The sequence below is a fragment of the Pseudomonas sp. SMN11 genome (assembly GCF_052041945.1).
In the GTDB taxonomy this organism is placed as follows: domain Bacteria; phylum Pseudomonadota; class Gammaproteobacteria; order Pseudomonadales; family Pseudomonadaceae; genus Aquipseudomonas.
The window spans coordinates 38197-61913 of sequence record NZ_JBKGGW010000030.1 but is presented as its reverse complement, the minus strand read 5'-3'; the positions used below and the strand labels follow the sequence as shown (position 1 = coordinate 61913).

The following is a 23717-nucleotide window of genomic DNA, read 5'->3' as shown; positions in this document are numbered from 1 at the left end:
GGCCCGTTTTTTCAGCTCATCAGTCCTTACCTGTGGAACTGCCACACATAAGGACAATTTCTCGATGATCCGCTCTACTACGAAGGTTTCCAAAACCGCCCTCGCCCTCGCCGTTGCGCTGCAGAGCGCCAGCCTCTCGGCCTTTGCGGCACCCGCCCAGGCACCGCATGCCTACAGCATCGCTTCCGGAAGCCTGGCCCAGGTACTGGCGCGATTTGCCAGTGAAAGCGGAATCACCCTGCAGTACACCTCCGAACTGACCCGCGGCCTCTCCAGCCCCGGCCTGCAGGGCAACTACGGCATCGAGGACGGCTTCCAACGCCTGCTGACCAGCAGCGGACTGCGCGCCGTGCGGCGCGGCGACAACGTCTACGGCCTGGAGCTGCAACCGCTGGGCGGCGGCGACGCTGTAAACCTTGAACCCCTGAACATCAACGGCCGTCAGGATTCAGCTACCACCGAGAACTCCGGCAGCTACACGTCCAGCGCGGTTACCATCGGCAAGGGCAGCCACCGCCTCAAGGACATCCCGCAATCGGTCAGCGTGGTCACGCGCAAGGCGATGGACGACCAGCGCCTCGATACCCTTGACCAAGTGCTCGAACACACGACGGGCATCACCACCTACCAGAGCCCGTCCGGCGGCAAGTACATCTACTCGCGCGGCTTCGAGGTGGAGACCATCCAGTATGACGGCGTACCCCTGGACCGTCGCTACTACGGCATTGGCAGCAGCTTCACGTCCGACACGCTACTGTACGACCGCGTCGAAATCCTGCGCGGCGCCAATGGCCTGCTGCAAGGCAGCGGCAACCCTGGCGCGGCCATCAATCTGGTGCGCAAACGTCCCAAGGCTGAACCGTCACTGTCCATCACTGCCAGTGCCGGCTCCTGGGATACCTACCGGCAGACCGTCGACGCCAGCGGCCCATTGACCGCAGACGGCAAGCTGCGCGGTCGCCTGGTTGCCGGCCATGAAGACCGCGACTATTTCTACGACACGGCAGAAAGCCGCAAGAACGTGCTGTACGGCATTGTTGAATACGACCTTACCGACGCCACCGTGATCGCCGCCGGTGCCAGCGTGGAAGACCTGCATTCGACCCCGTTCTTTGGCGGCCTGCCGCGCAACAAGGACGGCAGTGCAGTGAACGTCGGCCGCTCCACCTTCACCGGTGCCGACTGGAACAAGTGGAACAACAAGCAGACGACCTATTTCGCCGATATCACCCACGATTTCAACGATGACTGGCGCCTGAAAGCATCCGGCAGCTACATCCGCGAAACCAACGATATCCTCTACAGCTTCGGCCGTGGCGCCGTCGACCCGGCAACCGGTAATGGCATGCAGTCGCGCGCCTACCTGTATGACTTCGAGAACATCAACAAAGGCGCCGACATCAACCTCACCGGCAAATGGCGCGCCTTCGGCCTGGAGCACGAGGTAGTGGTGGGTGCCAACGCCAGCGACCTGCGCTCCGACGACCTGCAAGGCGGTCTGCTCAACCTCGGCCCGATGAACATCTACGACCCGGTTTCCCCGCGCGAACCGACCCTGGATGAAATGCTCAACACCACCTATGCCGGAGTGTCCAAGGCCAAGATTCGGCAGAATGGCGTGTACAGCGTGGTGCGCTACAAGCTGGCGGAGCCACTGACCCTGGTGCTGGGCGCACGGGTCAGCAACTACCAGTACGACTACGAACTGCAACGCTTCACCACCACATCGCCAGACCCTGCACACGCGAAGGAAACCGGCGAAGTCACCCCATACGGTGGGTTCATCTACGCGTTGAACGATCAGTGGTCGGCCTATGTCAGCTACGCCGACATCTTCAAGCCACAGACCGAACTGAGCGAGGACCTCGCGCCACTAAAGCCGATCGAAGGTTCCAACTACGAAATCGGCCTGAAGGGCGAACTGATGGATGGCCGCGTCAACACCAGTTTCGCGGTGTTCCGCGTCGACCAGGAAAACCGTGCCCAGTACGATTACGCCTCGCAGTGCGGAGAGGACGGCGGAAACAACTGCTATGTGGCAGGCGGCAAGGTGCGCGCCGAGGGCTTCGATGCGGAAATCAGCGGCGAAGTGCTGGCCGGCCTGCAGCTGTTTGCCGGCTATACCTACACCTCTACCAAATTTCTCAACGACCCGGGTGATGGCAGCTCGGCTTCCGGCTCCGCCTTCAACAGCTATACACCACGCCATCTGCTGCGCTTCTGGGGCGACTACAACCTGCCTGGCGAGCTGAACCAATGGACCGTCGGTGCCGGCGCCAACATTCAGAGCAAGAACCACAACACCAACCAGGGGGGCACCAACGGCATCGACAAGATCGAACAGGCTGGCTATGCCATCTGGAACGCCCGCGTGGCCTATCAGATCAACCAGAACTTCAGCGTCGCCCTCAACGGCAACAACCTGTTCGACAAGAAGTACTACTCCTCGATCGGTTGGCTGAACGCCAGCAACGTCTACGGCGAGCCGCGCAATTACACGGTTACACTGAGAGCTGACTTCTGAGGCAGCCGGCGTACCCGTTCAATCCAGCACTGGCTTGAGCAGCGCCTGCGCCTCATACAGCGTAGCCAGGTAGCGCAGGCGCATCTCGTCGATGCTCAACCGTGAAGCATGGGTAGTGATCGTCAACGTCGCCTTCAGTTGGCCGCTGCGGTCGAGCAGCGGCACACCCAGCACGCGCATGCCGATTTCGTACTCCTGATCGACGATGCTGTAGCCCTGCGCCCTCACCCGCTGCAACTCAGCCTCTAATTGCGCCCTGTCGGTCTGGGTGTAGGGCGTCAACGCACTCAACGGGTTGCGCGTGAAGTACTCCTCCCGCAGCCCCTCCTCCAGCCACGCCAGCCAGACCCGGCCGCTTGCCGTGCAATACATCGGCACTCGCGACCCGGGGCGGATCGACAACGACGCAATGTGGCTGTAGCGGCTGCGCACCAGGTGAATGATCTCGTCGCCATCACGGCTGCCCACCGACACGTGCTCCTGGGTCTGGCGCGCCACCTGCTCGACGATCGGCCGCAGCATGCGCGGCAACTGCGCCGAATCGACATAGGCCTGGCCGATGCGCAGGGCCTTGGGCGTCAGCCAGTAATGGCGGTTGTCGGTCTCGGCAAAGCCTTCGTGCACCAGCGTCAGCAGAAAGCGCCGTGCGGCACTGGGGGTCAGGCCAGACAGCCTGGCCGCCTGGGGCACGCTCAGGCGTGGTTGCTCGGCACTGAACAGTTGCATCAGCGCCAGGCCTTTCTGCAGGCCGGCGATCAGGTCGCGGGGGTGGATCTCGGGCTGGGGCATGAACTCGGCTCTTGGAAAATGGCATTCAATGCGATTACCGCTTGATGGCTGCGATTATCGCACTGAACGCCCGATAAGCGCATTGTTGATGACACCGCCCCCCAGCCAAGCTGGCCTCCACAACAACAGCCATAACGGAGGTCAGCATGATCCGAGGTTCGACAGAACTGGTCGCCATCGTCGGTTCGCCTATCGCCCAGGTGAAGTCGCCGGATAACTTCAACACCTGGTTCGCCAACAACGCCCGCGATCTGGCGATGCTTCCCATCGACCTGCAGGAAACGGCGCTGGGCGCCTTTGTCGACAACCTGCGTGGTTGGCGCAATCTGCGCGGCTGCGTGGTTACGGTGCCCTACAAGCAGGCCCTGGCCACACAACTGGACGGGCTCAGCGAACGCGCCAAGGCACTGGGCTCAGTCAACGTGATCCGCCGCGAGCGCGATGGCCGCCTGCTGGGCGACAACGTCGATGGCGCGGGCTTTCTCAGCGCCTCCCGCCAGCATGGCTTCGAGGCCTGCGGCAAGCGCGCGCTGGTGGTGGGCTGCGGCGGAGTCGGCAGTGCGATCGCATATGCGCTGGGTGAAGCGGGCATCGCCAGCATCACCCTCGGCGACCCCAGCGCCGAACGCGTCGGGGCGCTGGTTGAAGTGCTCGGCACTGCCTTTCCGAAACTGGAAATCGCCACACAGTACCGCTCGCTGGAAGACTTCGACCTGGTCGTCAACGCCTCCCCCGTCGGCATGGGCGACAGCGGCGAGCTGCCGTTGCCGGATGCACTGCTGCAGACCCTGAACGCCGCCACGCTGGTAGCCGACGTGGTCACCTCGCCGGAAATCACCCCGCTGCTGCACAAGGCGCGGGAACGCGGCTGCCCGGTCCAGACCGGTGCGCAAATGGCCTTCGCCCAGCTGGGCCACCTTGGCGCCTTCATGGGCGTCACCCCGCTGGAGATCTGAAGCCATGAGCGCTAGCGAACAAGCAGGGTTCGACCTGGTGGTCCTCGGCAGCGGTGCCGGGGGCTTCGCCACCGCCGCCACGGCAGCCCGCCGCGGGCTGAAGGTGCTGGTGGTAGAAAAGGCCGAACGCTTTGGCGGCACCTCGGCGATCTCCGGCGGCGCGGCGTGGATCTACGGCAGCGATCAGGCCCAGGCTGCCGGTGCCAAGGACTCCCCCGAAGCCATACGCACCTACCTGAGGACCATCATCGGCGCAGGCTACAATCCGGCGCTGGTGGATGCCTTCATCGAGCAGGGTCACCAGGCCCTGCGCTGGCTGGAGCACAACACAGAACTGCGCTACGGCCTGCGCCCGCACTCGCCGGACTACTACCCCGACGAACCCGGCGCCACCGAATCCGGCCGCGCCCTGGAGATGGTGGAGTACGACGGTCGCCACCTCGGCTCGCGCTTCAAGGACCTGAAGATGCCACCGCCCGGCATGCTGCTGTTCGGCGGCATGATGGTCAACCGCGTGGACATCCAGCACTTCCTCAACCTGCGCCGCTCACCCGCCTCGCTGTGGCACTGCCTGAAGCTGATGGCGCGTTATGCGCGCGATCGACTGCGCCACCCGCGAGGGACTCGCCTGACCACCGGCAACGCACTGATCGCGCGCCTGGCCAGCAGCGCCTTTGCCCACGGCACTGAACTGTGGTTGCGCAGCGAGGCCGAGGAACTGATCGTCGAACGCGACAAGGTGACCGGCGTGGTGGTGATGCGCGAAGGCCGACGGGTACGGGTGCAGGCTCGCGCAGGCGTGGTCTGCGCCATGGGCGGTTTTGCCGCCGGGCTGCTGGCCGCCCGCTATCGCCCGGATGCCGCAGCGTCACACTTGAGCATGTCGCCTCCCACCAATGACGGCGCCGCCCTGCGCCTTGGCGAGACGGTGGCAGCGGCCCAGGGCGACGGCCTGGCGGCCAATTTCTTCTGGGCGCCGGTGTCCGAGCTGCGCCATGCCAATGGCGTGCGCGAGCGCTTTCCGCACCTGGTCACCGACCGCGCCAAGCCTGGAGTGATCGCGATCGACCCGGCCGGGCGGCGCTTCGTCAACGAGTCCAACTCGTACCACCACTTCGTACAGACCATGTTCGCCAAAGGTATCGGCCATTGCTGGCTGATCTGCGACGCCGAGGCGATGAACCGCTATGGCCTTGGCCTGGCCCGACCCAAGCCGGTGGACAACACAGCGCTGGTCACCGCTGGCTACCTGCACCGCGCCGCTAGCGTGGCGGCGTTGGCCGAGGCCATCGGCGTCGATCCCCAGGCCTTGCAGCAGACACTGGAGTACTTCAATGCCGACGCCCGCAACGGCATCGACCGCGCATTCGACAAGGGCGGCAACAGCTACAACCGCTACATGGGCGACCCTCAACACCAGCCCAACCCTTGCCTGGCGCCACTGACCAAGGCGCCGTACTACGCCATCCGCCTCCATACCGGCGACCTCGGCTCGGCACGCGGCCTAGTGACCGACGCCAATGCCAATGTACTGAACCGCAGCGGCGCGCCCATAGCCGGGCTGTATGCGGTGGGCAACGACATGAATTCAATGATGAACGGCACCTACCCCGGCCCCGGGATCACCCTCGGCCCCGCCCTCACCTTCGGCTGGATCGCAGCCAGCCATATCGCCGAGCGCCTGCAGGCGCCCGCCACCCAACAGGAGCAACCCGCATGTACTACGAACTGAGAACCTACACCCTCGACCCGCTGAAGATGGCCGACTGGCTGGCCCTGTACCAGAGCCATGCACTGGAGGTGCAAAGCGAGCACCTGGGCAACCTGGTGGGCTTCTTCACCAGCGAATTCGGCGAGGTCAACCAGGTGGTGCATATATGGGCCTACACCAGCCTCGACGAGCGCATGGCACGCCGTGCCGCGATGGCAGCCGACCCACGCTGGGCAGAGTTCTCGCGGCGCAATCGGGAGCTAGGCGCAGTGCTGCAGCTGCACTCGCGACTGCTGCGGCCCACGGGCTTTTCGCCGCTGCAATAACCCTCATCTCTGAGAAGCGCCGACGCGCGAAAGGGCTGCACAGCAGCCCCAGCAATCTTGGCGAAAACGCTGCAACCTTGGGGCTGCTGCGCAGCCCTTTCGCGACACAAGGCCGCTTCCACAATGACCGTGCCTGACTGCATAAGGATCTATTCATGCAACCCCTTGCGTGCGACGTACTTGTCATCGGTTCCGGTGCCTCTGGCCTGTCGGCCGCCGTTACCGCCGCGCATCACGGTCTCAAGGTGATCGTCGCGGAAAAGGCCAGCCAGCTTGGCGGCACCAGTGCCTGGTCGGGGGGCTGGCTGTGGATTCCGCGCAACCCGCTGGCCGTTGCCGAAGGCATCGTCGAGACTGACGACGCAGCAGAACGTTACCTGCGCGCCCAGACCCAGGTCGCCGAACTGGACCCTCGCCAGCGCGCCTTCCTGCGCCATGGCCCGGAAATGGTGGCGTTCTTCCAGCAGCACACCGCCGTGCAGTTCCAGTCCGGCAGCAAAATGCCCGACATGCGTGAAGGCGACGGCAGCGCACGCGGCGGGCGCTCGCTGTGCGCGCTGCCGTTCGACGGTCGGCTGCTTGGCCCGTGGCTGCACATGCTTCGCCCGCCACTGGACATCGTAAGCCTGGCGGGCATGGGCATCGCCGGTGGCGCGGACATGGCTGCGTTCTTCAATGCCCACCGCTCGCCGAAGGCCGCCCTGCACGTCGGCAAGCGCCTGCTGCGCCATGGTCGCGACTTATTGCTGCATCGGCGCGGCCTGCACCTGGTCAACGGCAACGCCCTGGTCGCCCGCCTGTTGCGCAGCGCGCTGGACCTCGGCGTGACACTGGTCACCGACAAACCGGCCACTCGCTTGCTCGGCAATGGGCGCATCGACGGCGCCCAGTTCGCCGATGGCCAGGTGATCCACGCGCGCCGTGGCGTGGTGCTGGCGTGTGGTGGCTTTGCCCACGATCCCCAGCGCATTGCCCAGCTGATGCCCCATGCGCCCGACGGCACTCAGCATCACTCGGCCGCACCGCCGCAGAACAGCGGTGACGGCCTGCGCCTGGGTGAACAGGTCGGCGCCCGGCTTGGCCCCTCGCTTACCCATGCCGGCGCCTGGGCACCGGTCTCGCGTGTGCCGCGTCGTGACGGCAGCGTTGGCCACTTTCCGCACCTGATCGACCGCGCCAAGCCAGGCTTCATCGCCGTGCGCCGTGATGGCCGACGTTTCGTCAACGAAGCCGACTGCTACCACGACTTCATGAATGCGCTATTCGCCGCCACGCCACAGGGCGCCCCCCACGAGGCCTGGCTGATCTGCGACCACGCCGCGCAACGGCGCTATGGCATCGGCTGGGCCAAGCCGTTCCCATTCCCGACCGGCTTCTATCAGCGCCGCGGCTACCTGTTCAGCGGCCAGTCCCTGGCAGAACTGGCGCAGCGCTGCGGGATCGATGCCACGCAACTGCAACACACCGTGGCCGACTTCAATCGCCATGCCGCGCTGGGCGAAGACCCGGTCTTCCAGCGCGGCGCCTCGGCCTACAACAAGGCCCAGGGCGAACCGCTGCAGGGGCCGAACCCCTCGTTGCGCCCCTTGCTGCACGGCCCTTTCCATGCGGTGAAACTGCTGCCTGGCAGCCTCGGCACCTTCGCCGGCCTGTACACGGATGCCTCGGCTCGCGTGCTCGATCACGCCCAGCAACCGATACCCGGCCTGTTCGCGGTCGGCAACGACATGCACAGCGTGATGGCCGGGCATTATCCTAGCGGTGGTATCACCCTGGGGCCGGGCATGACCTTCGGCTATCTGGCGGGCAAGACGCTGGCCAGCGTGTGAGCGGGGTTCGCTATTGTTCGGTTATCGAACAATAGCCCCCTCCTGCGAATTGACGGTCGCCGATTCACTGCTCACCATGCAACGGCCTTGCGTGTACCCCCTGCCTGGGGCCAGGTCACGTTCGAGAAAAAGCCGTTCATTACAATTTCAAGAAACGACCAGGATATGAACCACTCCAAGCTCACCACCGCCAGCCCACGGCTGCCATCCGCCGGCATCGGCGACAAGATCCGTGGCGCCTTCGCCGTCGGCAAGACCCGTTGGGGCATGCTCGCCCTGGTGTTCTTCGCCACCACCTTGAACTACATCGACCGCGCCGCGCTCGGCATCATGCAGCCGGAACTGGCCAAGGCCATGAGCTGGACGGCGATGGACTACGCCAACATCAACTTCTGGTTCCAGGTCGGCTATGCGGTCGGCTTCGTGCTGCAGGGCCGGCTGATCGACAAGGTCGGCGTCAAGCGCGCCTTCTTCGCCGCCGTGCTGCTGTGGAGCCTGGCCACCGGTGCCCACGGCCTGGCCACCTCGGCGGCGGGTTTCATGGTCTGCCGCTTCATCCTCGGCCTGACCGAAGCGGCCAACTATCCGGCCTGCGTGAAGACCGTACGCCTGTGGTTCCCTGCCGGCGAGCGCGCCATCGCCACCGGCCTGTTCAACGCCGGCACCAACGTCGGCGCCATGGTCACCCCGGCCCTGCTACCCCTGATTCTGACCGTCTGGGGCTGGCAGGCCGCGTTCATCGCCATGGGCTGCCTGGGCCTGGTCTGGCTGGTGTTCTGGGGCCTGAAGTACTTCAACCCGGAAGAGCACCCAAGCGTGCGCCAGAGCGAGCTCGACTACATCCAGCAGGACGTCGAGCCGGAGGTGGCGCGCCTGCCCTTCAGCCGCATCCTCGGCATGCGTGGCACCTGGGCCTTCGCCGTCGCCTACGCGATCACCGCGCCGGTGTTCTGGTTCTACCTTTACTGGCTGCCGCCGTTCCTCAACCAGCAGTACAACCTGGGGATCAGCGTGACCCAGATGGGCATCCCGCTGATGCTGATCTGGCTGACCGCCGACTTCGGCAGCATCGGCGGCGGCATCCTGTCCTCGTGGCTGATCGGCCGCGGCGTGCGCGCCACCACCGCGCGCCTGGTGTCGATGCTGATCTTCGCCTGCACCATGGTCAGCGTAACCTTCGCCGCCCATGCCAGCGGCCTGTGGATCGCGGTGCTGGCCATTGCCCTGGCAGTCGGCGCACACCAGGCCTGGACCGCGAACATCTGGAGCCTGGTGATGGACTACACGCCCAAGCACCTGATCAGCACGGTGTTCGGCTTTGCCAGCATGTGTGCGGCGATTGGCGGGATGTTCATGACGCAGATCGTCGGCAGTGTGCTGATGGCGACGAACAACAACTATGCCGTGCTGTTCACCATGATCCCGGCGATGTACTTCCTGGCGCTGATCTGGATGTACTTCATGGCGCCGCGCAAGATCGAAGCCCAATAAGCGCGAACTCTAGTTACCTCGGTGGGGCCCTGATGGGCCCTTTTTTATGCGTGCCTGGGTTCCACAGGTAAACCACCGGCCCCGAGACCTGTGCAGTACTTGCGGGAACAACTGCCCTGCTCAACTTCTTAAAGCTGGCGCGATTCCTGGGAAAGCGGTCTGTCGCGACCGGCTGCTTTCGACCCGTTGCTGCCGGTGAGCCGAACAGCAATCTTTGGGGAGAGACTGTCTTACTCAACGTCCGAAAGCAGGCTCGATCCGTGTAGGAGCGGGGTTCACCCGCGAAGCAGGCAACGCGGAGGATGGCACAGGCTTCGCCCGTGTTCGCGGTTAAAGGGGCTGATTACATAATGACGTTCAACCCACCTTTGATCACGCATTCGCTTCGGTCGCCACCCATGCTGTCAGGTAGAAAGGCCGTAAGGTCGTAGGGCAGCAAGAGGGTGTCCAGCGCAAAAGAAAACGGCGTATCGATCAGAAATGGCCAACTGCTCAACGTGTCTGGGTGATTTGCCCAGGCCCAGGATGCGCGTGTGCCGTGATAAACGCAGCGTTCCCCACTCATGTGGCCAATAGTGCTGAAGCAGCCGCCTAGAGATAACACGATTGCAAGCAGCAGCATTTTTGCAAGCATACATTCCCTTGTAGTTTTGGTTGTCGTCTGTGGCGCTGAAGCTCAATCGGGGCGCCCTGGCAGCATACATCCGACTTCCAGAGCCGGGCGTGGTGCATCAGTGTGAGCTGGTTTATTCTGCGCGGTCTGCATCAGGACTTACAAGGACGTCCATGATTCCTGTCGATATGCCGCTCATGTTGCTCGGCTACATGATCTACATCTTTTCCGAAGTTTTTCTCTGGCTTTTCATCGCCGGCCTGATCGCCCTGCTGATTCCGCGAAGCCGTCGTTATATGGTGGCGCGGCGCTGGAGGTTCGGTTTGTTGCTGATGTTGCTGGCAGGCGGCAGTGTGCCTTACATCGAGTCCACCAACAGACTCTGGCAGGATTGGCGTTCGCACAATCCCCGCCTCAAACACGAGGAAGTGCTCGGTGACCTGGTGCTTCCGGCTGGTACGCAGGTCCACCTGCAATACCTGGAACCTTTCAACGACCTGTCCGGCGATCCCGTGCCCTATGGCATGCAGAGCCTGGATCATGCTGATTTCGACCGCACGCCAGGCAACATCATGGGCATGCCCGTGCGTCGTCTGAAACTGGCGCAGGGCCACGGTTTCGCGACGGTCGAGACGCTGTCGGCCCATGACCTGGCAGGATGGAAATGTGCCCCAGGGGAGGTAGAGTTCCGCTTTCCATTCGGTGCTCATTTCACGTTTTCCGAGTGGAAAATGCACCAATGCACGCTGGCGCCAGGTACCGAGCTGGGCGGTATTGTCTGGCCTGGCCCGGTAGAGGTGTTCTCAAATACCACGGGTTGGGAGGCTAGGTCCGAGGAACGCCCGGTCAAGCTACTGGGGATCGAACTGCGCTCACTGAGCATGATGCTGGATCGCCCATATGGGGATGGGCACTGGTGGCGAGGCTCCGCAAACCAGCCCTTCAACTTCGGCGCTATTCACTATCCGGCCGATATCCAGGTCAGCTTTGATCAGGGCCAGATGCTGTTCAGCCTGCCACCGGACGCACAAGCTCAGGATCGACGCACTGGAACGCTCATCGAGGGCGGGCAGCGGTGGTGCAGAGCATGGCCGGTGAGGTGCTAGGAATACGTACCAACGGCTCTATGGGCGTTTATTTTCCTGACGAACTCATCGTGCGCTGAGGCTGAATGAACTCAGGCGGGTCGCTGAGAGTGCCTCCGTTTTATGCAGCACTCACCTGAGTTATCAGCAGCGCCGCCATAGGTAGGCGCCGCTCAAGGCAAAGCAGCCGGCCACCAGAAACGTCCATAGATTCAGCCAGCCAAGAACTACAAGCGTATCGGACACGCCCGATGCGTTGCTGCCGCTTATCCCGGCGCCACTAATGCCCAAGATGACCAATCCTGCCAGCGGTGCAGCGATCAGGTAGAGCCCGCCAAGAAAGAGAAGTCGCCGCCGCGTCAGAAAGGCCCGAATGTCCTGGGATCGCCGCTTCATGCCGAAGATCTTGCACGGCAATGTGATAAGTGACCAGATGGCGTAAAGCCACATGCCAAGAAGCACGATTGCTACACAGTCCATAGTGTTTATTTCTCCTGGGGCTACCGTAAGGGGCTGGCAGTGGAATTCGTTTACCACGAGTGGCAGCTATGGGGCGATAGCTGCCGGTCGCGAATTGCCGCTATCGACCCATTGCGGACCGTCCATGCCTTGGGGTCGAAGGCGGTGTTTGGATGTATCCGCCGTGAAACTTACATCGCCTATGAGATCGAGCGCCGCCCGCGCGGCGCATCGCGGATAAATCCGCTCCTACATCTGTTTCGGGCGAATCTCTCCTGTGCCGTCAACAGGATTCGCCTTAGTGCATGACTGGAGACAGGTGAAGCGGCATCAGCACCCACCGAAATGCATCGCCATGCAAACAAGGCGGTCCCTGTTGGCTTCACAGGAGTGACTGGCCCGAAACAGATGTAGGAGCGGATTTATCCGCGATGCGCCGCGCGGGCGGCGCTCGGTCTCATAGGCGCAGACGAGTCACGGTGAACGGCCGCAACGGGTCGTGAGCGGCCTATCGCGTACGGCAGCTTTCGACCCAGGGCTGCCGTTCAAAAAGAAACGATATCGTGAGCGCTACGCGCACCCTGTGGGAGCGGGTTACCCGCGAAGCAAGCGCCGCGGCGGATGGCACCGGCTGTGCCGGTGTTCGCGGGTAAACCCGCTCCCACAAGGTAGCTGACAGGCGCAACGGAACATTCGAGCGCCGCCAGCGGGTAAGCATGCAAACTGTCCTTGCATTGCGCTGGATGAAACGCGACACCGTCTCTAGCTCGCAGGCAAGAGGATCACGAAGTTCTTCTTCATGTCTTCCAGCACGGTCCATTTGCCTTTGGCGCCCGGTTCGATGATGAACGTGTCGCCAGCGGCCAGTGTGACGGGGGCACAACCCTCAAGCTCGATGACGCAGCATCCACTCAGAACATGGCAGAACTCCCAGACTTTGTAGTCGATGCGCCACGCGCCGGTGCTGGCTTCCCATTCCCCGGAAATGCGACCTTGCTGTTCATCGTGATAGTACTTGGACGTCAGCGTATGAGGGTCGCCTTCCACGACCTCTTCAAAAAAGGGAAGGTCGCGCACCGGTTGGATATCCAGTTCGCGGAACACGGTCAGTTGCTTGTTCATGGTTTTTTCTCGAGTACGTTGTGGCTAGGGCGATACATCAAATAGGCTTCACCGGTTACGCCCAGCATCGGGTGCGCAACGATCTGGCAGGTTTTAACGATCTGAAAACCATGACGTTCGTAAAAGCGGCGTGCGCCGTGGTTCTCGGCATAATCGATCAGGCATAGCCCATCCAGGCCAGCGTCCTCGGCGCGCTGTTGGGCATGGCGAAGAAACTGCACGCCCAGCCCCTGGCTGCGCCAGGCCTCATCCAGAGCCAGGCTGGATATGTACAAGGTGTCGGGTATTTCCATGTCGGAATAAGGCGCGAGGACCGGGTCTGTCTCGACAGGCCTGTCAGGAGTCTCGCGCAAGACATAGCTATGCATCATGCCGATGACGCGCCCTTCGAAAGTGGCCATCAGGCAGTTCTTGTATGAAAAGTCGCCCTGTTCCCTGGCATAGCGGGACGCACCGACACTCAGCAATGTTTCGCCAGGTGAGGCAAGCTTGCTCCAGATGTAATCGGCCATGCCCTCCGAGGTCAGTTGAAAGAAGCGCGCAATATCGTGCGCGTCCGAAGCTTGAGCGGGTCTGAACTCGACAGGCATGTACAGGGCTTCCATGGGATCGGGTGGTAGGTGTTCGAGGATTACTCCTTTGACAGGGTGGCAGGGTAGCCGGGTTGAATGGTTGCCATCATGCTCTGGGCGACACCATCAGCACGGGGTGCGACGTTGTCTTGTGCTCGAGATAGTCTTGTGAGAGATCACCCAGCCCTTCCGGTCTGCGCTGTCGCGCAGAGAACAGTGGCTGTTGTGGGAGCGGGCTTGTCCCGCGAAGCAGGCGGCGCGTTGGATGGCACCGGCTTCGCCGGTGTTCGCGGGACAAGCCCGCTCCCACAGGAATGGCGCCAGCTTTTAACATTTGGGCAAGACAGTTGCTCCCACAGCCCCGCAAAATCAATGACTCCTGTGCAGTTCTATGAGAGCCGGCTCTCACAGGTGCAGCCCGTGCTGAGATCAGACGCTGGCCAGTACGGCCTTGGCCTTCTCCAGTGCCATGCGTGCACGCTGCTCACCGCTGATGCCCTGCTCCATCAGCTGCCGGGTGGGAATCTCCAGGCTCAATGGCACGCTCGCCGGCAAGCCACGCAACAGCCCCACCAGGTCGGCATCGCCCTCCCCCGGGAAGCGCCGTTCGTTGCGCGCCTGGCGCAGGATCTCGTCCATGTCGGCGGGCACGGTGCCTGCGACGTCGCACAGCTGGGCATAACGCATGCAGTGCGCCGGCAGCTTCGCCAGGTCGTCCAGCGAGGAGCGCGAGCGGTTGAAGTGGAAGGCATCCACCAGCACGCAGCCATTGGCCCGGTCGGCGTTGGCCACTACACGCATGGCCTGGCGCAGGTCGCGCACGTCGGTCCAGGGCATGAACTCCAGGTGCGGGTGAATGCCATAGCCGGCGGCCAGGTCGCACAGTTCGGCAAAATGGGCAGTCAGGCGCGCTTCATCCGGGTCGTTGCCAGCCACCAGCAGCTCGGTGCCGCCCAGCTCGGCGCCGACTGCCAGGATCGGTTCGAAATCGGCCACGCAAGTGTCGGCCTTGAGCCGGAGGATCTCCAGGTCGAGCACCTGGATGCCGGTATCGCGCAGGCGGGCCTGGGTCTGCCGACGCAGATCGGCGTCTGCCACCAGCGGGAAGTGCTGCTCCTGCTCGGTGGCCGGCACCAGGCGCAGGCCCACATGGCTGTAACCGGCGCGGGCGGCGGCTTCCACCATGTCTGGCGGGGACAGTTCGAGCACCGTCAGGGCGGCGAGGGAAAAGATTCGGTCGGTCATGTCATTTACCTAAGAACGAGAAATCAGGCGATCAGTTCTGGCGCACAGGCCCGGCCCGTTTCGGCAGCCTGGCGGATCGCTTCGACCAGGGCCAGGGTGCGGCCACCGTCGGCGGCATCGATCAGCGGCGCCTCAGTGCCCTGGACCACTCGGATGAAGTGCTGCAACTGCAAGGTCAGCGCCTCGCCTGCAGGGATGGCTTCCTCGCTCTGCAGCAACGGCGTGTGCCAGCCGGAACCGGCCTCGGCGTAATGCCAGCGCTTGAGCTGCGGAATGCTCAGCGCCCCTTGGGTACCGGCCAGCAGGTAGCAGGGCTGACCGTCCTGGCGTGGGTAGATCGGGCTTTCACCGGAATCCAGCTCCCAGCTCCACGGTGCGGCGACCGCGTCGGAACCGGTCAGGCTGCCCAGCGCGCCGTTGGCGAACTGCAGCAGCACTGCGGCACTGTCTTCGTTGGCGAAGCCGCGCACGTCGTTGCGGGTGAAGGCCTGCACCTGCACCACCTCGCCACACAGGTGGCGCAGCAGGTCGAGGTCGTGGATCAGGTTGGTGAGCAGAAAGCCTGCCCCCGGCTCACGGCGCCAGGGCGTCTCGAAATAGCTGTCGGGCTTTTGCAGCTGCCACAGCGCAGTGACATTGATCAGCCGGCCCAGCTTGCCTTGGCTGATGACCTGATGAGCCTTGGCGATCAGCGGGTTGTGCCGGCGATGATGGCCGACCAGCACCGGCACGCCACGGCGGCGTGAGGCCTCGACCAGCGCACGCACGTCATCCAGGTGCACGCCCACCGGCTTTTCCACCAGCACCGGCACACCAGCCTCGACGCAATCCAGGGCGGTGGCCACGTGCAGGTTATTGGGGTTGGCGACGATCACCGCATCGGGCCGCGCCTGTTCGAGCATCTGCCGGTGATCGGCGAAACAGGCAACCCCGCATTCGGCGGCAAACGCCTCGGCCTGTGGGCCTGGGTCTGCCACGGCGCACAGCTGGGCTTGCGGCAGCCGGCGCAGGTGCTGGTAATGCTGGCGGCCCATGATGCCGGCGCCGATCAGGGCGATTCGTAGGGGTGAGTTCAACGCACTGTCCTCTTGTCGTTATTGTGGTGCCGATTGTGAAATCAAGTTCCAGAATCGACACTAAACAATGTAGAACCAAGTTCAGCTTTTCAGAACGCCACACCCCACAGACTGTGCGATTACCGACCAGAAATAGCCATCAGGCAAACAATTCGCTGGCCCGGCTGGCCGCCGACAGCTCTTCTGCCGCCGCCAGCAGCAGCGGCGCCAACTCGGCCAGGCGGGTGTGCGCCAGGCGAGCGCTGGGGCCGGCAACGCTGAGCACGCCGATCACCTCGTCGCTTTGCGGGCGCCGCACCACGGCGGCCAAGGCTGAAGTGCCGATGGCCGACGTCTGCTCGACCCAGGCATAGCCGCGCTCGCGGGCGCGGTGCAGGTAGGCCAGCAGCTCATCGGTCGAACGGGGCGCATTGGGGCCGAACTGGGCCGGGTCGGCAATGCCCTGACGCAATACCATCTGCAGCGCTTCGTCATCGCTCAGGCTGGCCAGCCAGGCATGCCCGGAGGCGGTGTAGAACAGCGGTGCGTCACGCCCCATGTCCGGGTCGTAGCGTAATCCGGAACGGGCGCCCTGGGATTTGGCAATCCAAGTCTGGCGGTGGCCTTCGATCACGCCCAGGCGCACCAGCTCGCCACTGTCCTGGGCCAGGCGGTCGAGGATCGGCTGAATAATGTCGGCACCGCTGCTGGACAGGTAGCGAAAGCCCATCGCCACCAGCTTGGCTGACAGCTGATAACGGCTGTTGTCGCGGTTCTGCCGCACGTAGCCCAGGCGTACCAGTTCGGTGAGCATGCGGTGGGCGGCGCTCTTGGGAATGTCCAGGCGCTCGGCCAGGGTTTGCAGGGGCAAGCCGTGCGGCTCGCCGGTAAGGCTTTCTACAAGACTGAAGGCGCGTTCGATCTGACTGCCAGCCATGACACGTATCCCTGAAAATTTGCCGAATTCTAGAAGATGATTCCATGCCGTCGATAGCCACCGCAGCCTGCTTGCGTTGAAGTGTCCGGTTATCGACCAGAAATTGGCCCTCGGCCTTGCAGTGCCATCCGTTGGAAATGATTATTATGGAATCACGTTCCAATAATAATGCAGGAGATACCGCAATGCCCGCCGAACCCTTCCCAAGCGACTGCGACGTACTGGTCATCGGCTCCGGCGCGGCCGGCCTGGCAGCGGCCGTCACGGCTGCTTGGCACGGGCAGAAGGTCACCCTGGTCGAAAAAGACCCGGTGCTCGGCGGCGCCACCGCCTGGTCCGGCGGCTGGGCCTGGGTGCCACGCAATCCGCTGGCCCGGCGCGCCGGCATCATCGAGGACATCGACCAGCCGCGCACCTACCTGCGCAACGAACTGGGCAGCCATTACAACGCCGAGCGTGTCGACGCTTTCCTTGAAGCCTGCCCGCACATGGTCGCCTTCTTCGAGCAGCACACGGCCCTGCAGTTCGCCGACGGCAACGCCATCCCCGACATGCACGGCGACACGCCCGGCGCCGCCCTCGGTGGCCACCAGGTGATTGCCGCGCCCTACGATGCCCGCCAGCTCGGCGCACTGCTGCCGCGCCTGCGCAAGACGATGCGCGAGACCTCGTTCATGGGCATGCCGATCATGGCCGGCGCCGACCTGGCCGCCTTTCTCAACATGACCCGCTCGCCGCGCGCCTTGCTGCACGTGTGCAAACGCTTCACCCGCCACCTCTACCACCTGGCCCGCCATGGCCGGGCGATGCACCTGGTCAACGGGGTGGCGCTGGTGGCACGGCTGGCGAAGTCGGCGGATGACCTGGGCGTGCGGATGATCGAGTCGACCGCAGCCAAGGGCCTAATAATCGAAGACGGCAAGGTGCAGGGGGCCGTGCTGACAACCGCGCATGGCGAACGGACGATCCGCGCCAAGGCCGTGGTGCTGGCCGCAGGCGGCTTCCCCAATGACCCAGAACGGCGCCGGCAACTGTTCCCACGTGATAACAGCGGTCACGACAACCTCGCCCTGCCCCCGCCCTCCTGCTCCGGCGACGGCCTGCGCCTGGGCGAATCGGCCGGTGGCGTGGTAGCCACTGACCTCAAGTCGCCGGTGGCGTGGGCGCCGGTGTCCAAGGTGCCGCACCGCGACGGCAGCATCGGCCACTTTCCGCATATCATCGAACGTGGCAAGCCGGGCATCATCGGCGTGCTTGCCAGCGGCAAGCGCTTCGTCAACGAGGCGCACGGCTATTACGACTATGTGTCCGCCATGGTCGCGGCCGTGCCGCAGGGCGAGGAAGTCTGCTCCTGGCTGATTTGCGACCACCGCTTCCTGCGCCGCTTCGGCCTCGGCCATGCGCGCCCGGCCCCCCTGCCGGTCGGGCCACACCTGCGCAGCGGCTACCTGAAACGCGGCGCCACCCTGGAGCAACTGGCCCAGGCGTGCGGTATCGACCCCACCGGGCTGAGCGCCACGGTCGCTGAATTCAACCAGCATGCACGCCTAGGCCAGGACCCGGCCTTCGGCCGTGGCTCGACACCGTTCAATCGCAAACAGGGCGACCCGCTGCACAAAGGGCCGAACCCCTGCGTGGCGCCCATCGAGCAAGGCCCGTTCTATGCCGTGAAGGTGCAACCCGGCTGCTTCGGCACCTTCGCCGGGCTGCGCACCGACGGCCACGCCCGCGTGCTGAACGACGCCGGCCAGCCGATCAGCGGCCTGTACGCGGCCGGCACCGACATGTCCAGCGTGTTCGGCGGCTGGTACCCGTCCGGCGGTATCAACCTCGGGCCAGCGCTGACCTTTGGCTATGTCGCCGGGCGGCATATCAGCGGCGTAACCGAGTACGAATAGCGCCAGCAGCTGGCGAACCATGGACATTGCCAGGGTTTGCCACTCAAACTGAGGCAGACGCGTGCCCACCGACCTTACCCGAGGAGGACGACTGCCCTTGAACAAGAACACCGAGCCCTCACGCGGCTGGCTGGCCAGCAAGCTCCTCGCCGACGGCCAGGAACCGGACCCCCGGTTCACCCTGGCCAACGAGCGCACCTTCCTGGCCTGGATCAGGACCGCGCTGGCGCTGCTGGCCAGCGGCATTGCCGTGGACATGTTCACCGCCGAGATTTTCAACCCCGGTACCCGCCGCCTGCTGGCGGTGGCGCTGATCAGCCTGGCGTTGCTGCTGAGCCTGCCGGCCTTTGTCCGCTGGCTCAACGTGGAACGGGCGATGCGCCAGAAGCGCCCGCTGCCGTTCCCGCTGATCGCCCCGGCACTGTCGATTGGCGTGTCGCTGGTGATGGTGTTCTTTGCCTATGCGGTGTTCTTCCATGCCTGACCCGCAACTGGCCCACTCCGATGACGGCCTGCAGCCGGAGCGCACCTTGCTGGCATGGCGGCGGACCATCCTGGCGCTGGTCGTGTGCTGCTGCATGTACTTGCGCTGGGTGCCCCACCACCATTGGTTTGCGGCGCTGCCCGCAGCACTTTGCCTGCTGCTGGCCGGCGCCACCTGGCTGCGCCTGAGGCGGCGTTATCACCACCTGGTGCGCGGCCTGCATGACGAGGGCGTGGTGTCCGGTGTCACCGAACACTTGCTGCTTGCCCTTGGCGTCACCGTCTTATGTGCAATCGAACTGACGGCCATCGTGCTGTATGCGGCCTGAACCCAGCCAGCGGCGGCTCACGCACACCAGCAGAATGAACAGCGTCACTCCGGCGGTCATCAGCACTTCGTAACGGTAGGCATCGCTGAACAGCATGTAGCCAAGCACCAGGGCGATGGCGGCGATCACCAGCCAGGTCAGCCAGGGGAACCACCACATCTTCAGCTCCAGGCGTTGACCCTCGCGCTCGGCGCGAGCGCGCAAGCGCAGCTGCGAGATGGCAATCACGAGGTACACGATCAGGGCGATCGCGCCCGTGGTCGATAGCAGGAAGTCGAAGACCTTGCCCGGGAAAACATAGTTGACCAGGCAACCGGCAAACCCCGCCAACGTCGACATCAGCACCGCCACCACCGGCACACCGTTGCCGCTGACCTTGCAGGTGATGGCCAACGCTTCACCCCGTGCACCCAGCGAATGCAGCATGCGTGATGCCGTATACAGCCCCGAGTTCATGCAACTGGTGACAGCCACCAGCACCACGGCATCGACCACGAGCTTGGCGCCCGGCACATCGAGCACCTCCAGTACCCGCTGGAACGAGCCGACCGCCAGCAGCCGTGGGTCGTTCCACGGCACCAGCGCCACCACCAGGAAGATCGACGCCAGGTAGAAGATGGCGATGCGGTACACCACCAGGTTGGTGGCGCGGCGGATCTTCGCCTGGGGGTTGGCGGTTTCGTCGGCGGCGATGGTGACGATCTCGGCGCCGAAGAACGAGAAGATGGTGATCAGCACGCCACCCAGCACGGTGCCCCAGCCGTTGGGCACGAAACCGCCGTTGGCCCACAGCTGGGCCACCCCGGAGACCTCGGCCCGCGGCCAGGCGCCGAACACCGCCATGCCACCGATGACAATGAAGGCCAGGATGGCGATCACTTTGACCAGGGCGAACCAGAATTCGAATTCACCGAAGTGTTTCACACTGACCAGGTTGCTCGCCGCCAGCACGGCCATGATCACGAAGGCAAATGCCCAGGACGGCACCGCCGGGAACCAGGCATGCAGGATTTCTGCCCCGGCAATGGCTTCGACCGGAATGATCAGCACCCAGAACCACCAGTACAGCCAGCCGATGGTAAAGCCCGCCCACGGCCCGATGGCTTCGGCGGCGTAGGTGGAGAACGAACCGCTGTTGGGGTTGGCCACGGCCATTTCGCCGAGCATGCGCATGACCAGCAGCACCAGCAGCCCGGTCATGGCGTAGGAAATGAGGATCGCCGGGCCCGCGGAGGCGATGGCCTTGGACGAGCCGATGAACAGCCCGGCACCGATGATGCCGGCGATGGAGATCATGGAGACCTGGCGCGAGGTCAGGCCGTGTTGCAGTGCAGCTTGCTTGTTCGGTTGCAGCGACATCTTTTGAGCCTTCGAGGGACTTGGGTCAGACTCACCGGCCTCTTCGCGGGCACGCCCGCTCCCACAAGTACCCCGTTGAACTGAGGCCTGTGGGTATCCTGTGGGAGCGGGCGTGCCCGCGAAGAGGCCGGTGCAGCATGTGCAAGTCTTCTTGTCTTTTTATCAGAGCCCCCGGCCAGACGCCGGGGCATGGGTCAATCGCCGAGGTAGGCCTTCTTCACCTGGTCATCGTGCAGCAAGGTTTTCGCACAGCCTTCCAGGCTGATCCGCCCACCATCGATCACATAGGCGCGGTCGCAGGTCTGCAAGGCCAGCCGCGCGTTCTGCTCCACCAGCAGCAGCGTCACGCCGCCCCTGACCACCTCGACGATGGTCTCGAAGATCTTCTGCACGATGATCGGCGCCAGCCCCATGGACGGCTCGTCGAGCAGCAGCAGCTTTGGCCGCCCCATCAGCGCCCGGGAAATCGCCAGCATCTGCTGCTCGCCACCGGACATCGTCCCGGCCAACTGGAAGGCGCGCTCCTTGAGACGCGGGAAAATGCCGTACATGCGCTCGATATCGGCGCCAATCGCGTCCTTGCCGTCGCGCCGGGAAAACGCCCCCATCTCAAGGTTCTCGTGCACCGTCAGCTTGGGGAAAATGCCCCGCCCTTCCGGCACCAGCGCCAGACCTTCGCGAATCAGGTCATGGCCCTTGATCGCCGCGTGCGCCTTGCCATCGAAGGTAATCTGCCCGGCGCTGGGCTTGAGCAGCCCGGCCAGGGTCTTGAGGGTGGTGGTCTTGCCCGCGCCGTTGGCACCGATCAACGCCACCATTTCACCCTTGCCGACTTTCAGGTCGATACCCTTGATCGCCTGGATGGCGCCGTAGGACACCTTGAGTTCATTCACTTGCAGAAGGGTCTTCATGCCACTGCCTCCGCGCCGAGGTAAGCCTCGATCACCCGTGGGTCCTTGCGCACATCGGCCGGCAGGCCGTCGGCGATCTTGCGGCCGAATTCCAGCACGGTGATGTGATCGCACAAGCCCATCACCAGCTTCACATCGTGCTCGATCAGCAGCACCGTCTTGCCGTCCGCCTGCATCTTGCACATCAGCTGACGCAGGCCTTCGGTTTCCGACGCGTTCATGCCCGCAGCCGGCTCGTCGAGCGCGATCAGCTTGGGTTCGGTGGCCAGCGCGCGGGCAATTTCCAGGCGACGCTGGTCACCGTACGACAGGTTCTTGGCCAGCTCACCGGCGAGGTGGGCGACCCCGACATAATTCAGCCAGTACCGCGCCGCCTGGCGGATTTCGCGCTCCTCGCGCACACAGGCCGGGGTCCGCAGGATGGCGCCGAACACGCCGCTGCGGGTACGCACATGGCGGCCGATCATCACGTTCTCCAGCGCGGTCATGTTGTGGAACAGGCGGATGTTCTGGAAGGTGCGGGAAATACCGGCCTCCACCACCTTGTGCGGCTTGCTGATGCGCAGCGGCTGGCCATCGAACATCACTCGCCCCTGCTCGGCCTGGTACAAGCCGGTGAGCACGTTGAACAAGGTGGTCTTGCCGGCACCGTTGGGGCCCAGCAGGCCGCGGATCTCACCACGGCGAATGCTCAGGTCGATGTTGTGCAGGGCCTGCAGGCCGCCGAAGAACTTGCTGACCTGATGCAGCTCAAGAAGGATTTCGCTCATGCCTTGTCCGCCTGTTTGATCGGGAGTTCGATGGAGGCCTCGCTGGCCGGGGCATGCACGGCGGTGCTGAGTGCTGCGGCCGTGGGCTCAGCCTCCGGGTCGGCATCGTGCAGCTCGGCGCGGCGGCGGTCGGACGGCCACAGGCCTTCGGGGCGAAAACGCATCACCAGGATCAGTGCCAGGCCGAACACCAGCATGCGCAGGGTCGAGGCATCCAGCACGTTGCGCAGGATGTCGCGGCTGACGAAGGTGACGTTGTCCATCACCCACGGCTGCACCCAGTTGACCAGGTCGCGGAACAGCTCGGGCATCACCGACAGGATCAGCGCCCCCAGTACCACGCCACGGATCGAGCCCATGCCGCCGAGTACCACCATGGCCAGGACCATGATCGACTCCATCAGGGTGAACGACTCGGGGCTGACGAAGCCCTGGTAGCTGGAAAACAGCACACCCGAAACGCCGCCGAACGTCGCCCCCATGGCAAAGGCCAGCAGTTTCAGGTTGCGCTTGTTCAGGCCCATGGCTTCGGCGGCCACTTCGTCTTCGCGCAGGGCCATCCAGGCGCGGCCGATGCGCGACACTTCGAGGCGCTTGGACAGCACGATGCAGAGGACCACGATGGCCAGGAAGAACAGGTAGTAGTTGATCACCGGCGAAACCTGCAGGCCGAACAGGCTCCAGCTTTGCTGCAACGACAGCAGCGGCGCAGCACCCTCACCCACCGCATGCATCCACGGCCCGCCATCCACATGCAGCGGGGCGATATTGCTGATGCCCTGGGGGCCGTTGGTGAGGTTCACCGGCTGGTCGAGGTTGTTCATGAAGATGCGGATGATCTCGCCGAAGCCGAGTGTGACGATGGCCAGGTAGTCGCCGCGCAGCTTGAGCACCGGCGCACCGATCAGCACCCCACAGATCGCCGCAGCCACCGCGGCCATCGGGATGATCACCCACAATGGCCAGTCCATCACGCCGCCAGCCAGGCCGGCCAGGTTCAGGTGCGGTGAGGCCAGCAAGGCGTACAGGTAGGCGCCGATGGCGTAGAAGCCGATATAGCCCATGTCGAGCAGGCCCGCATAACCGATGACGATGTTCAGGCCCAGCGCCAACAGCACGTAGAGCATGGCGAAACCAAGGATGCGCACCCAGGTCGGGCCGAGCATCGGGATGGCATCGACCAGGAACGGCAAGGCGATGAAGCCGAGCAGTAACAGCAGGTATTGGCTCTTGAGGTTTTTCATGGCAACGTC

The 23717-nt window shown here is 64.0% G+C and carries 22 protein-coding genes; 10 read left to right on the top strand and 12 right to left on the bottom strand.

Going from position 1 to position 23717, the window contains the following annotated elements:
• The first annotated feature begins 64 nt into the window (after positions 1–64).
• Positions 65–2524: a TonB-dependent siderophore receptor gene (locus tag ACLEJU_RS21620; RefSeq protein WP_435424536.1), complete on the top strand. Its 2460-nt coding sequence runs from the start codon at positions 65–67 to the stop codon at positions 2522–2524.
• An 18-nt stretch (positions 2525–2542) separates the two neighbouring features.
• On the opposite strand, the gene ACLEJU_RS21615 is transcribed toward ACLEJU_RS21620, so the two are convergent.
• The gene (locus ACLEJU_RS21615) at positions 2543–3313 is read right to left on the bottom strand and encodes an IclR family transcriptional regulator domain-containing protein (RefSeq protein ID WP_435424537.1); all 771 of its coding nucleotides are present in this window, start codon (positions 3311–3313) and stop codon (positions 2543–2545) included.
• Between the two features lie 146 nt (positions 3314–3459).
• Here ACLEJU_RS21615 and ACLEJU_RS21610 point away from each other — a divergent pair, with 146 nt between their 5' ends.
• From ACLEJU_RS21610 to ACLEJU_RS21590, 5 genes are all read left to right on the top strand, one after another.
• Complete coding sequence (locus ACLEJU_RS21610; RefSeq protein WP_435424538.1) at positions 3460–4269, top strand: shikimate dehydrogenase family protein; 810 nt, start codon at positions 3460–3462, stop codon at positions 4267–4269.
• A gap of 4 nt (positions 4270–4273) precedes the next feature.
• Complete coding sequence (locus tag ACLEJU_RS21605; RefSeq protein ID WP_435424539.1) at positions 4274–6001, top strand: FAD-dependent oxidoreductase; 1728 nt, start codon at positions 4274–4276, stop codon at positions 5999–6001.
• Positions 5986–6306, top strand: coding sequence for an NIPSNAP family protein (locus tag ACLEJU_RS21600; protein ID WP_435424540.1), 321 nt, complete (start codon positions 5986–5988; stop codon positions 6304–6306). Before ACLEJU_RS21605 ends, ACLEJU_RS21600 begins: the two co-directional genes overlap by 16 nt.
• 155 nt (positions 6307–6461) lie before the next feature.
• Positions 6462–8135 carry an FAD-dependent oxidoreductase gene (locus tag ACLEJU_RS21595; RefSeq protein WP_435424541.1) on the top strand — a complete coding sequence of 558 codons (1674 nt, stop codon included), beginning with the start codon at positions 6462–6464 and terminating at the stop codon, positions 8133–8135.
• 165 nt (positions 8136–8300) lie between these two features.
• The gene (locus tag ACLEJU_RS21590) at positions 8301–9626 is read left to right on the top strand and encodes an MFS transporter (protein WP_435424542.1); all 1326 of its coding nucleotides are present in this window, start codon (positions 8301–8303) and stop codon (positions 9624–9626) included.
• 343 nt (positions 9627–9969) lie between these two features.
• Here ACLEJU_RS21590 and ACLEJU_RS21585 read toward each other — a convergent pair whose 3' ends face one another.
• Positions 9970–10260: a YceK/YidQ family lipoprotein gene (locus tag ACLEJU_RS21585; protein ID WP_435424543.1), complete on the bottom strand. Its 291-nt coding sequence runs from the start codon at positions 10258–10260 to the stop codon at positions 9970–9972.
• 152 nt (positions 10261–10412) lie between these two features.
• Here ACLEJU_RS21585 and ACLEJU_RS21580 point away from each other — a divergent pair, with 152 nt between their 5' ends.
• Entirely contained in the window at positions 10413–11345 is a 933-nt protein-coding gene (locus ACLEJU_RS21580; protein WP_435424544.1) for a hypothetical protein, read from the top strand.
• A gap of 123 nt (positions 11346–11468) precedes the next feature.
• Here the strand turns inward: ACLEJU_RS21580 and ACLEJU_RS21575 are convergent, their stop codons facing one another.
• The 6 genes from ACLEJU_RS21575 to ACLEJU_RS21550 all read right to left on the bottom strand — a co-directional run bounded on the left by ACLEJU_RS21575 (position 11469) and on the right by ACLEJU_RS21550 (position 16714).
• The gene (locus ACLEJU_RS21575; protein ID WP_435424545.1) at positions 11469–11774 is read right to left on the bottom strand and encodes a hypothetical protein; all 306 of its coding nucleotides are present in this window, start codon (positions 11772–11774) and stop codon (positions 11469–11471) included.
• Between the two features lie 771 nt (positions 11775–12545).
• Complete coding sequence (locus ACLEJU_RS21570) at positions 12546–12905, bottom strand: cupin domain-containing protein (protein ID WP_435424546.1); 360 nt, start codon at positions 12903–12905, stop codon at positions 12546–12548.
• On the bottom strand, positions 12902–13495 hold the full coding sequence (locus ACLEJU_RS21565; RefSeq protein WP_435424547.1) for an N-acetyltransferase family protein: 594 nt from the start codon (positions 13493–13495) through the stop codon (positions 12902–12904). Before ACLEJU_RS21565 ends, ACLEJU_RS21570 begins: the two co-directional genes overlap by 4 nt.
• Positions 13496–13906: 411 nt before the next feature.
• Complete coding sequence (locus tag ACLEJU_RS21560; protein ID WP_435424548.1) at positions 13907–14722, bottom strand: sugar phosphate isomerase/epimerase family protein; 816 nt, start codon at positions 14720–14722, stop codon at positions 13907–13909.
• Between the two features lie 23 nt (positions 14723–14745).
• Entirely contained in the window at positions 14746–15798 is a 1053-nt protein-coding gene (locus ACLEJU_RS21555; protein ID WP_435424549.1) for a Gfo/Idh/MocA family protein, read from the bottom strand.
• Positions 15799–15937: 139 nt separating this feature from the next.
• Complete coding sequence (locus tag ACLEJU_RS21550; RefSeq protein ID WP_294335408.1) at positions 15938–16714, bottom strand: IclR family transcriptional regulator; 777 nt, start codon at positions 16712–16714, stop codon at positions 15938–15940.
• Positions 16715–16899: 185 nt separating this feature from the next.
• Between ACLEJU_RS21550 and ACLEJU_RS21545 the strand changes: the two genes are divergently transcribed.
• The 3 genes from ACLEJU_RS21545 to ACLEJU_RS21535 all read left to right on the top strand — a co-directional run bounded on the left by ACLEJU_RS21545 (position 16900) and on the right by ACLEJU_RS21535 (position 19424).
• Positions 16900–18612, top strand: coding sequence for an FAD-dependent oxidoreductase (locus ACLEJU_RS21545; RefSeq protein WP_435424550.1), 1713 nt, complete (start codon positions 16900–16902; stop codon positions 18610–18612).
• A 97-nt stretch (positions 18613–18709) separates the two neighbouring features.
• Positions 18710–19096: a YidH family protein gene (locus ACLEJU_RS21540; RefSeq protein ID WP_435424551.1), complete on the top strand. Its 387-nt coding sequence runs from the start codon at positions 18710–18712 to the stop codon at positions 19094–19096.
• Positions 19089–19424, top strand: coding sequence for a DUF202 domain-containing protein (locus tag ACLEJU_RS21535; protein WP_435424552.1), 336 nt, complete (start codon positions 19089–19091; stop codon positions 19422–19424). The genes ACLEJU_RS21540 and ACLEJU_RS21535 overlap by 8 nt, the downstream gene beginning before the upstream one ends.
• Here ACLEJU_RS21535 and ACLEJU_RS21530 read toward each other — a convergent pair.
• The 4 genes from ACLEJU_RS21530 to ACLEJU_RS21515 form a co-directional block, all read right to left on the bottom strand.
• Positions 19380–20783, bottom strand: coding sequence for an amino acid permease (locus ACLEJU_RS21530; RefSeq protein WP_435424553.1), 1404 nt, complete (start codon positions 20781–20783; stop codon positions 19380–19382). The genes ACLEJU_RS21535 and ACLEJU_RS21530 overlap by 45 nt on opposite strands.
• A 194-nt stretch (positions 20784–20977) precedes the next feature.
• Positions 20978–21694: an ABC transporter ATP-binding protein gene (locus ACLEJU_RS21525; RefSeq protein ID WP_435424371.1), complete on the bottom strand. Its 717-nt coding sequence runs from the start codon at positions 21692–21694 to the stop codon at positions 20978–20980.
• A complete protein-coding gene (locus ACLEJU_RS21520; RefSeq protein ID WP_435424370.1) occupies positions 21691–22464 on the bottom strand; it encodes an ABC transporter ATP-binding protein in 774 nt (257 codons plus the stop codon). The genes ACLEJU_RS21525 and ACLEJU_RS21520 overlap by 4 nt, the downstream gene beginning before the upstream one ends.
• Complete coding sequence (locus ACLEJU_RS21515; RefSeq protein WP_435424369.1) at positions 22461–23708, bottom strand: ABC transporter permease subunit; 1248 nt, start codon at positions 23706–23708, stop codon at positions 22461–22463. Before ACLEJU_RS21515 ends, ACLEJU_RS21520 begins: the two co-directional genes overlap by 4 nt.
• Positions 23709–23717: the final 9 nt, after the last annotated feature.